The sequence below is a fragment of the Nocardioides sp. TRM66260-LWL genome, assembly GCF_020075545.1.
In the GTDB taxonomy this organism is placed as follows: domain Bacteria; phylum Actinomycetota; class Actinomycetes; order Propionibacteriales; family Nocardioidaceae; genus Nocardioides.
The window spans coordinates 43,211-53,200 of sequence record NZ_JAIQZK010000012.1 but is presented as its reverse complement, the minus strand read 5'-3'; the positions used below and the strand labels follow the sequence as shown (position 1 = coordinate 53,200).

12 protein-coding genes are annotated in these 9,990 nt (G+C 67.7%); 3 read left to right on the top strand and 9 right to left on the bottom strand.

Going from position 1 to position 9,990, the window contains the following annotated elements; translation table 11 throughout:
• Window positions 1-72 precede the first annotated feature (72 nt).
• On the bottom strand, window positions 73-753 hold the full coding sequence (locus K8Z61_RS18135; protein ID WP_224131682.1) for a hypothetical protein: 681 nt from the start codon (window positions 751-753) through the stop codon (window positions 73-75).
• Window positions 750-911, bottom strand: a complete 162-nt coding sequence (locus tag K8Z61_RS18130; protein ID WP_224131680.1) for a hypothetical protein — start codon at window positions 909-911, stop codon at window positions 750-752. Before K8Z61_RS18130 ends, K8Z61_RS18135 begins: the two co-directional genes overlap by 4 nt.
• Before the next feature lie 173 nt (window positions 912-1,084).
• Between K8Z61_RS18130 and K8Z61_RS18125 the strand changes: the two genes are divergently transcribed.
• Window positions 1,085-1,555: a hypothetical protein gene (locus tag K8Z61_RS18125; RefSeq protein WP_224131678.1), complete on the top strand. Its 471-nt coding sequence runs from the start codon at window positions 1,085-1,087 to the stop codon at window positions 1,553-1,555.
• A gap of 196 nt (window positions 1,556-1,751) precedes the next feature.
• Window positions 1,752-2,039 carry a hypothetical protein gene (locus K8Z61_RS18120; RefSeq protein ID WP_224131676.1) on the top strand — a complete coding sequence of 96 codons (288 nt, stop codon included), beginning with the start codon at window positions 1,752-1,754 and terminating at the stop codon, window positions 2,037-2,039.
• 19 nt (window positions 2,040-2,058) lie between these two features.
• On the opposite strand, the gene K8Z61_RS18115 is transcribed toward K8Z61_RS18120, so the two are convergent.
• From K8Z61_RS18115 to K8Z61_RS19460, 7 genes are all read right to left on the bottom strand, one after another.
• Window positions 2,059-2,841, bottom strand: a complete 783-nt coding sequence (locus K8Z61_RS18115; protein WP_224131674.1) for a hypothetical protein — start codon at window positions 2,839-2,841, stop codon at window positions 2,059-2,061.
• Entirely contained in the window at window positions 2,774-3,220 is a 447-nt protein-coding gene (locus K8Z61_RS18110; protein ID WP_224131672.1) for a hypothetical protein, read from the bottom strand. The genes K8Z61_RS18115 and K8Z61_RS18110 overlap by 68 nt, the downstream gene beginning before the upstream one ends.
• Before the next feature lie 32 nt (window positions 3,221-3,252).
• Window positions 3,253-3,783 (bottom strand): DUF3152 domain-containing protein, encoded by a 531-nt coding sequence (locus K8Z61_RS18105; protein WP_224131670.1) that lies wholly within the window; start codon window positions 3,781-3,783, stop codon window positions 3,253-3,255.
• A gap of 463 nt (window positions 3,784-4,246) precedes the next feature.
• Window positions 4,247-4,831 carry a class I SAM-dependent methyltransferase gene (locus K8Z61_RS18100; RefSeq protein ID WP_224131668.1) on the bottom strand — a complete coding sequence of 195 codons (585 nt, stop codon included), beginning with the start codon at window positions 4,829-4,831 and terminating at the stop codon, window positions 4,247-4,249.
• Between the two features lie 69 nt (window positions 4,832-4,900).
• Window positions 4,901-5,512, bottom strand: coding sequence for a DUF305 domain-containing protein (locus K8Z61_RS18095; protein WP_224131666.1), 612 nt, complete (start codon window positions 5,510-5,512; stop codon window positions 4,901-4,903).
• 68 nt (window positions 5,513-5,580) lie between these two features.
• Entirely contained in the window at window positions 5,581-7,110 is a 1,530-nt protein-coding gene (locus K8Z61_RS18090; RefSeq protein ID WP_224131664.1) for a multicopper oxidase family protein, read from the bottom strand.
• Between the two features lie 39 nt (window positions 7,111-7,149).
• Window positions 7,150-7,458: an SHOCT domain-containing protein gene (locus K8Z61_RS19460; RefSeq protein WP_224131663.1), complete on the bottom strand. Its 309-nt coding sequence runs from the start codon at window positions 7,456-7,458 to the stop codon at window positions 7,150-7,152.
• Between the two features lie 30 nt (window positions 7,459-7,488).
• Here K8Z61_RS19460 and K8Z61_RS18080 point away from each other — a divergent pair, with 30 nt between their 5' ends.
• Complete coding sequence (locus tag K8Z61_RS18080) at window positions 7,489-9,981, top strand: heavy metal translocating P-type ATPase (protein WP_224131661.1); 2,493 nt, start codon at window positions 7,489-7,491, stop codon at window positions 9,979-9,981.
• Window positions 9,982-9,990: the final 9 nt, after the last annotated feature.

The window sequence follows — 9,990 nt, the reverse complement described above, 5'->3', positions numbered from 1 at the left end:
GGGTACTTCCTCGGTGCTGGCACATCAACCACCCTCTCGTGGCTTCAGACCAGTCACCAGACCGCGGACGGTTCAGATGGCGATGCCGGACTGGCCCGGCCTGTGGGTCTCGGCGTCCGGCGGAGTCGGGTGGCTTGCTGCGTAGGTCAGCGAGCCCGCGAGCGCGGCGGAGGTGTGGGCGCGGCTCTGGGCGTGCTCGATGACTGAACGCATCACCGACACGCCCTCGTCGGCGCGGTTCATCTCTTTGCCGGTGTCGTGGACGCGGGAGTCGAGCAGCATCAGCGCATCGGTCGCGGTGGCGGACTCGGCCGCGTGCTGTGCGTGACGGGTGATCTGCTCGGCCACGGGCCGGGCCAGCGACACGACCTCGCCGAGCACATCGATCTGAGTCTTCAGCGCCTGGATCTCGTTGTCATGGTCGTTGGTGTCGGTGCTGCGGCTGATCTCGTGGCCGGCCTGCTCGATCGCGTTGCTCGCCGTCGTCAGGTGGCGCGTCAGGTCCTCGCCGAGTTCGTTCATCACACCGGATCGGTTCCGCAGACGCGCGAGGTGCTCGCCGGCGGACTCCAGGTAGAAGTCGCGACGCTCCTCCTGGTGCGCGTAGAAGGTGTCGGTCGCAGCCTCGTCGAGCACCCTGAGCGAGGACGCCGCGACGTCGCCGAGCGCATCGACGGTGTCGGCTGCCCTCCGCAAGGCCCGTTCGGCATCGAAGACCGCCTCGGCGGCCGCGAGCACGCCGCGCCGGTTCACCGCCGCTCACCAACCCGGCGGCCAGGGTCCTCAAGAGTCGCGAGGATCGCACGGAGCTGACCTGCCGCGCCGAGGGCCTGCGTGAGCTGCTCACGCAGCGTGACCACCGGATGCTCAGGGCTTCCGCCGGCAGGCATCGTGTTCGTGGGCTGGTTCATGAGTCCGTCTCCTCCAGATCTTGGGCTCCTAGAGGGACAAGCAACCGGGGCGCCGCTGGATCGGACGTCACCGCACCGAGTTCCTTCGGCCGACGCGAACGTCCTTGCCGCCGCTGCGGCGGCTGGCCGGGGGTCTTCCGCCCGGGCCGCCCGTCGTTGACACTGACGGGGTTATGGACGACGAGCAGGTGCTGCGGGCGCGGCAGGTAGCGGTTGCCGCAGCGGCCTGGCTCCATGCGCGCGCCGACGCGGAGGCCTACCGGCGTCTCGTCCTCGCCGCCGGTCACTGGGCTGCCTACCGGGCGCCCCATCTCGGCGAGCAGCCCGACGACGAGATCGCGGCCCAACTGCGCCGCGCCGCTCGACGCGCTTTCGATGTCATGGACGAGGACGCAGCCCGCCTCGCGGTCGCGGTGGCAGACGCCGCCCTCACTTGGCTCGGACCGTCAGGCAGCGGCGCGAGCTATGACCGGTTAGGAGAGGCGACCGGCATGTGGGTCGACTACTGCACCCCGCAGTTGCCCGATCCCGCCGTGGAAGAGTTGCTCGACCAGCTCGGAGACGACGACCGAGCACCGGTCTCGATCGGTGACGCCGTCCGAGACGTCACAGCCCGGCTGACCAAGGACACCGGTCTCCGCTGAAACGCGGGCACCCGTCTGGGCGCGTTGAGAGCCCGCGGTGGTCTCGGGACACCAGCGGGCTCTCAACAGGGAGCATCGCATCCACCGGGAGGTCCTGTCCCCGCAACACGGAAGCTCCGGTGCCTGTGACGCCGACGAGTGCACTGTCACCCCGGTTCGGCTGTGAGAGGCACCCGAGTTCCTTATGGTGGTCGACGTGGCCCTTACCCGACGCACCCAGCTGTTCGGCGAGCTCGCGCGAGCAGTCGAAGTCGAGCTACGCGCCCGCCACATTGACCTTGACGCCGACGTCGTCGACCAGATCCTCCGCAACCGGGTCGATGCCGTCGCTGAACTGATGGACGTCACACCCCGTACCGCACTGAGCTACGCGCCCGGCGACCTCCCTCGGATCGTCGCTGACGCTGTCGTCGAGGCCGCGCAGAGCCTCCCGGCGACGATGCCGTGCGGGCGGCGTCGCCCCGACCTCCGCATCGTCGAATAAGCCGGGCCCCTGGTTGGGCTCAGTCTCCGACTTCGAGCCCCGTGTCCTGGTCATCGGTGGCGTCGTGGTCGGCGCCACGGCGGCGGGTGCGCTGGGAGATCTCACCCGAGAGCCGATGGGTTGCCGACCGTGCCCGGTCGCGGGTCTCGTTGCCGAACCGCTTCGCGGCATCGACACCCTCGGCACCCGCGACGAACGCCTTGTCCCGGACCTCGGAGGCGGCATCGACCCAGCGGCGTGCGTCGACGGGCTCGCTGCTGGACTCGATCCCCAACAGGCCTTGGAAGTCGAGCACTGAGGTGCCGACGTGGTTGCGTGAATGGACCACTGCACGCGACTTGGACGGGTGTGCGAGCACCTTCGTGTTCGCCACACTGGCCGCTGCGTCGAGGCGAGCCATCAGCTGCTCGGTGCTGCGGGCGATCGTCGCGAGCCGATCCCCTCGCGCGGCCCTCAACCCCAGACGGTGCCCGTCGAGGTCCTCTGGTGCGGTCTCAAGGACGCGGTCGAGCTCGAGGACCGCGATCGCGTCCTGGAGCTGGAAGCAGCGAGCCAGCACGGCGAGCCAATCCCGGGACTTGGCCTCGGCAGCCTTGGCGGCGGTCGCGAGGTCACCGACCTTGGTCTTGCTCTCCAGCTTCTCGGCCAGCGCCTCGAGTTGCAGCAGTGCGTAGGCATCTCGCCGCTCATGCGAGATGATCTTGCCGCCGCGTCCCCGAGCGTTCTTTGTGCTTTCATCCTCCGGTCGAGCTGAGGACGACGCGGCACGAAGCTGCGGTGCGCTGCCGCGCCCACAGCGCATAGGCGAGAAGCCCGAGGGACGCGAGCGCGAGGACAGGCTGGATGGGCGCAAACCAGTTGAGTGCGCCGCTGACCCCGATGGCCGTCACGACCAACTTGTTGCAGATCGGGCATCCGACCGCGAACAGCGAGAGCATGCTGCCCGCGAAGGTCTTGCCGCCCTGCGTCGCGGGGACCTCCACGGCGGGATCGCGGACATAGGTAGCCACGAGCGCGCCGGTCAGGACCGCTGAGAGAGCCCAGACCGGGTAGTTCCACCACAACACGGGGGTCATGCGGTGATAGAAGGAGGTCTGGATGATGCCGGTCGGGATGCCGATCGCCAGTGCGGTGACCGCAGCGGCAAGGATCCCGACAGCTAGCCGTCGCGCCAGAAGCATGTCAACCCTCTCTCTACTAGGTCGCATAGTAGTCAACCGCTGGTGATCGCGGGCCAGGGGTTTGCTAGGCAGCCGTCGAGGCCCTTGGTTTGCTGGAGCATGACCGGGGCTGGCGCTCCCGGATGAGGACACGTGCGGTGCCCGAAGCCGAGGGCATGCCCGAACTCGTGATTGATCATGTAGCGGCGGTAGTCGGTGATCTGGCCGTTGTAGGAGGTGGCTCCGTTCTCCCAACGCCACCCATTGAGAACGACGTACTCGCCGTTGCGGCACGACAACCTGCCAGCGGTCTCGAGCGGTGAGCACAGCGCGTCCGTCATCCGGGGCGTGGCGAGGCGGATCCGGAAGTCTGGATTCATCGCGACCCGCTGAAACGAGTGGCCGCTGACGCCGGTCCATCCCCGCGCATCGCCCACCACCTTGTCGACGACGCGTGTCAGTGCCTCGGGACTGATCGGGAGTCCGGCCTCAACCTCGACGCTGTAGGTCACCAGCTCGCCGTGCCCAACCGCCTTTGACCTTCCGTCCGCCACGGTGAAATGGCCGGACCCCTGTTCGGGCACCAAACGTTGGGACGGCGGGATGCGGGTTGCCGACGCGGCGGGGGCCGTTCGCGAAGTACGTGCATCGATACCCGAGGTCGGGGTTGTCCCGGACTCGGGTGCGGTGCTCGGACTCGGGCCCGCCGCGGCCGTGCTGTCGTTCGCCGTGACCTGGGCGATTGGGTCGGTGGCGCTGATCGTAAGTCGCAATGTGAGCGCTACCGCGACGACCAGGACGGCAGTTGCGGCCGCGGCTGCGGGAGCACGACGGCGCCTGGCCCGCCGACGGCCGTCTCGAACGGCCCGATGCTTCCCGCTCACCGGCCTTGGGGCCGGATCCGGGCGAGCAGGCTACCTTCGACCGCTACGTGTCGACGACCGGGCAACGAGTGCCTAACTCCCAGCCCGACGAGCGGAACGTCAGGGTCGGCCTTATGCCCGACGCCACGGACCTCGCATTGAGGCTCTAGAAGACTCTGGTGCATCAGCTCGCGCCGGGCCGATGGGCATGGAAGCGCATCAGGTGCCCCCGCCACGCCGGACGGATCGTGATCTCTGTGAATCCGGCGACCCTGAGTCCGTCACGGAGTTCGTCGGGGGCGATGATCCGGTGGGGCGAGCCGTCGGCTCGATGGATGGCGCGTGCGAGGCGGGTGTCGGTCAGGTCGTACCCGATCAAGGCCCCGCCCGGCTTCAAGACCCGGGCGACCTCGGCGAGGGCATCCACCCAATCGATGACGTGGTGCAGCATCAAGTAGGACGTCACCGCATCAAAGCGTGCCGTCTGGAACGGCAGATTGGTGACATCGGCAAGGGTGACCTCGACCTGCGGGAACGGTGCGAGGCGCTCACCGGCGGACGCGACCATTGCCTCATCGACGTCGGTGACGGTGAGGCGGACGCCCGGGTAAGCGCGAGCCACGCCTGCGGCCATGGCTCCGCTGCCGCCTCCGATCTCGAGGACATCACCCGAGAGCGGGTGGCCGGCCAAGGCCCATGGCAGGACGCGGCGGCGCGCGAACGAACGCCACGGCCCACTGCGGCAGAAGGCACCTTCGATGACTGACATCACGGGCATGGTCGACAACTCCTCAAAGCCGGAGCCCGGCGACCTGGGTCGCCGGGGCCGGTCGGGGTGCTACTTGAGCAGCCCCTTCATGGTGGTGATCTCCGTGGTCTGCGCCGCCTCGATCTGCTGGGCCAGCGCGATCGCGTCGGTGTTCATGCCGCCTGTCTCTTCTGTCTTGGCCATCTCGATCGCGCCTTGGTGATGGGCAATCATCATGGTCAGGAACATCTGGTCGAAGTCGGCGCCGCTTGCCTTCTTGAGGTCGGCCATGTCGGAGCTGCTCATCATTCCGGGCATCGATCCGGACATGTCCATACCGCCCATGTCCGCGGGCACGGGCTTGCCCCAGGCCGTCAGCCAGCTCGACATCGTCTGGATCTCCGGGTCCTGCGCGTTCATGATCTGCATGGCGAGGTCCTTGACCTTCTGGCTCGCGGCGCGGGTCTCGGCGAGTTTGGCCATCTCGACTGCCTGACGGTGATGCGGGATCATGTCGGTCGCAAAGGTGACGTCGGCATCGTTGAAGTCCGCCATCGACGAGCTGTTCGGGGTCGGGGACGATGAGGTCGAGGACGACCCCATGCCGGGCATGTTGCCCATGGAGTCGCTGCTGCCACAGGCGGCGAGGGTGAGGCTTCCGGCGACCGCGAGTGCGGCCAGGGTGATGCTCTTCTTGCGCACGGTGGTTCTCCTAGTCGGGTGGCTGCGGGGTTGTGGTGGGTCGGCGTCGTCGGCGGCTATCGGGTGGCTCAGCTGGCGTTGTCGTAGACGAGGGCGGCCATCATTCCGGCCTCGGCGTGATAGATGTTGTGGCAGTGGGCCATCCAGTTGCCGGGGTTGTCGGCCTCGAGTTGGACAGCCATGTTCTGCATCGGCTCGAGCAGCACGGTGTCCTTGCGCAGGCCGTTGGGCAGCGCGAACGTGTGTCCGTGCAGGTGCATCGGGTGGGTCATCATGGTCGTGTTGTTGAGCTGTACTGCGACCCGTTTGCCGGACTGGAGGGTGACCGGATTGTTCTTGCCGTACGGCGCTCCGTTTATCGCCCACGCGTAGGGGCTCATCTGGCCGCTCAAGTTGAGGGTGACGGTCTGCCCGATGTCCTTTGCCGGCAGCCGCGAGGATTCAGCGGGTTGCAGGTCGGAGCCGAGTACAACCCTTCCACCAAGCTCGCGGATCATTGCGGCCTGTTCGGCTGACGGCGGCTTGCCCGGTCCGGTGCGGATCAACCCCAGCGCGACGCCGTCCTTGCCGACGGGCTTGGCCACGAGCGGGAACACCCCATCTTTCAATGTGACGGTGACGTCGTACCGTTCTCCCATCCCGATATAGAAGGCTGCGGCTTCTTGCGGCTGGACGGCATACCCGTCGGTGTGGGTGAGCGTGAGGTGGTGTTGAGCGATCGCTACTGAAAAGATGGTGTCGGCTGCTGCGTTGATAACACGGATCCGGACCCGTTGCCCGGGCTTGGCTGAGAGCACCTCCGGTGCGGTGTTCACGCGGCCGTTGAGCAGGAAATAGGGGTAGGTGACATCGCCGGCGTCGCCGAACGGCGAGTCGCTCGAGCCCATGCTCATCCCGCCGTTCATGCCGGACATGTCCATGCCGCCCATGGGGGAGTCCGACATATCCATGCCGTCCATGCCCGTGGAGGATGAGCTGGGGGGCGGCGCGGGGGCGGTGAGGCGGGCCAGCACTTGATCGGGGGTGGTGCCGGTCCCGTCGATCCAGTCGTCGAGGACGACGATCCATTCGGCGTCGTAGTCGCCGGCCTCGTTTGGGTCATCGATGATGAGCGGGGCGTAGAGGCCGCGGTCGAGCTGGACTCCGACGTGCGGGTGGTAGAAGTAGGTGCCGGGGTCGGGTGCGATGAACTCGTAGACGAACTTCTTCCCGGCGGAGACCGGGTTCTGTGTGAGGCCGGGGACGCCGTCGGCCGCGTTTCTCAACGCTATCCCGTGCCAGTGAATCGTGGACTCGGCGGGCAGTTGGTTGTCCAGGGTGATCCGCAGCAGGTCGCCGGCAGTGGCCCGCACCAGTGGCCCGGGAAGCGTGTCGCCGTAGGCCCACGTGGCGACCTTAGGCCCGCCGAGATCGAGAGTCGTCGGTTCTGCGACCAGGGTTTTGGTGACCACGTTCTGGCCAGCCCTCGGCGTCAACGCGGACTGGGAGGGGAGAACTAGGCCCGAGGTGGCCGTGGACTTGCCCGAGCAGGCGGACAGGGCGCCGGCGCCAGCGGCCGCGAGGCCGCCCAGCACCAGTGTCCGGCGGGAAAGATCCATGTGTCGGAGGGCTCGTTTCAGTGCGCGGTCAACGGTCGGTCAGTGTCCGGTCGCGAGGAGGTCGCGGACGCGTCGGTACTCCTCGGAGGTGATCTCCCCACGAGCAAGCCGTGCGTCGAGGACCTTGATCGGGTCCTGCTCCGGCGTGGACTTGCGAGGGCCGATCGTGCACCGGATCGCGCATGCCACCAGCGCCCAGAGCGCGGCCAAGCCGAGGATCATCCACAGCCACATGCCACCCGAACCCATCATCACAAACCGCAGCCTGCCGACGCCGGATTGTGATTCCACCGCAGGAACGATGAAGGTTTGACTAAGACCGCCTGCCCGGGTTGCGGTTTTCTTCACCCACGCGAAGCGGGCGGACAGGATGGCTCCATGAGCAGCCCCTCGCAAGCCGGCGACAGCGTCCCTGCGGTGCCCGCCGTGAAGGACCCCGTCTGCGGAATGAGTGTCGACCCGACCACCGCGACGAGCACCGCGACCTTTGACGGCGATACCTACCACTTCTGCTCACCTGGCTGCAGGGCCAAGTTCGTGGCCGACCCCGGCGCCTACGTTGCCGCCGCACCCTCGACACCGTTGACAAGCCACCATCACCACCACGGCGGGACACCGGGAACCCAACCGCGGTCCGAGAACGTCGCCCGCGCGCATCCGGTGGACACCGGCACCGCCCGCGACGCGCAACCGGCGACCGCCGGTGCCGCGGAAGTGGCGGTTGGCGATTCGACCGAGTGGACATGCCCGATGCATCCCGAGATCCGCCGCCCCGGGCCCGGCGCCTGCCCGATCTGCGGAATGGCGCTGGAACCGGTGACGGTGACGCTCGATGACGGGCCAAGCCCCGAGCTGCGGGACATGACCCGCAGGTTCTGGATCGGTCTCGCGTTGAGCGTGCCCGTTCTCGTGTTGGAGATGGGCGGCCACCTCTTCGGCTTCATCGGTGACATGGTCAGCGCGCAGACCTCGAACTGGATCCAGTTCGCGCTCGCGACGCCGGTCGTGGTGTGGGCCGGGTGGCCGTTCTTCATACGGGGCTGGGCCTCTGTTCGCACCCGCAACCTCAACATGTTCACGCTGATCGCGATGGGCACCGGCACCGCTTGGATCTACAGCGTCGTCGCGACCATCGCGCCCGGGATCTTCCCCGCCTCCTTCCGCAAGGACATGGGCGACGGCATGGCCACCGGCGCGGTCGACGTGTACTTCGAAGCGGCCGCGGTCATCACCGTGCTGGTGCTGCTAGGCCAGGTCCTCGAACTTCGTGCCCGGGAGCAGACCTCCGGAGCGATCCGAGCTCTCCTGGACCTAACACCGACGACCGCGCGACGAATCGCCGCCGACGGCTCCGAGCAGGAGGTGGAACTGGATGAGGTCCAGATCGGTGACCGCCTACGGGTCCGTCCTGGCGAGAAAGTCCCCACCGACGGCGGCGTGATCGAGGGCCGCTCGACGCTGGACGAGTCACTTGTGACCGGTGAGTCGATGCCGGTCACCAAGCAGGTCGGCGACACCGTCATCGGCGGCACCATCAACACCACCGGCGCCCTGGTCATCACCGCCGAGCGCGTCGGCACGGACACGATGCTCTCGCGCATCGTGTCCCTGGTCGCCGAGGCACAGCGTTCCCGAGCACCTATCCAGCGGATGGCCGACCGGGTCGCAGGCATCTTCGTGCCCGCCGTCATCGGAATCGCCCTCGTGGCTTTCATCGTCTGGCTACTCGTCGGACCTGACCCCCGATTCGCCCACGGCCTGATCGTCGCGGTGGCGGTCCTGATCATCGCCTGCCCCTGCGCGCTCGGACTGGCGACACCGATCAGCATCAAGGTCGGCGTTGGACGGGGTGCCGCCAACGGCGTCCTGATCAAGAACGCCGAAGCACTTGAGCGCATGGAGAAGGTCGACACTGTCGTCGTGGACAAGACCGGAACGCTGACCGAGGGGCGCCCGGCCGTGACGCGGATCGAACTCGCACCGGCGATCGACGTCACGGAGAACGAGGTCCTGCGACTGGCGGCGGCGGTCGAACGCCCCTCGGAGCACCCCCTCGCACGCGCCATTGTCGAAGCAGCCGAATCCCGCGATCTCACCCTGCCGCAGGTCAGCGATTTCGACTCACCTGTCGGCCGCGGCGTGACCGGCACCATCGAGGGCCACACGGTCCGCTTGGGAAGCGCGGAGTTCCTCGCCAGTGAGCACGTCGATACTGGCCCACTCGCAGCCCGCGCCGAGGGGCTCCGCGCAAGCGGCGCGACTGCGATCTTCATCGCGGTCGGCGGCCAGGTCCAGGCAGTGATCGCCATCGCCGACCCGATCAAACCCACCACTCCCGCCGCGGTGAAAGACCTGCGCGACCAGGGCGTCGAGGTCGTCATGCTCACCGGCGACAATCGCACCACGGCCGAAGCGGTCGCCCGCACGTTGGGGATCGAGCACGTCGAGGCCGGCGTCTTGCCCGACCGGAAAGCTGAGGTCGTCCAGAAACTCCAATCCCAGGGCAAGGTCGTGGCGATGGCCGGCGACGGCGTCAACGACGCCCCGGCACTGGCCGCGGCCGACGTCGGCCTGGCCATGAGCTCAGGCACCGACGTCGCCATGGAGTCCGCAGGTGTCACTCTCCTCAACGGCGACCTGATGGGAATCGCCCGCGCCCGACGGCTCTCCGGGCTGACGATGCGCAACATCCGGCAGAACCTGCTCTTCGCCTTCGTGTACAACGTTGCAGGAATCCCGATCGCCGCCGGCGTGCTCTACCCCTTCACCGGGCTGCTTCTCTCCCCAATCATCGCTGCGGCAGCGATGGCCCTGTCGTCGGTCAGCGTGATCACCAACGCTCTGCGGCTCAACAGCGAACACCTTGGCTAGTCTGCTGCC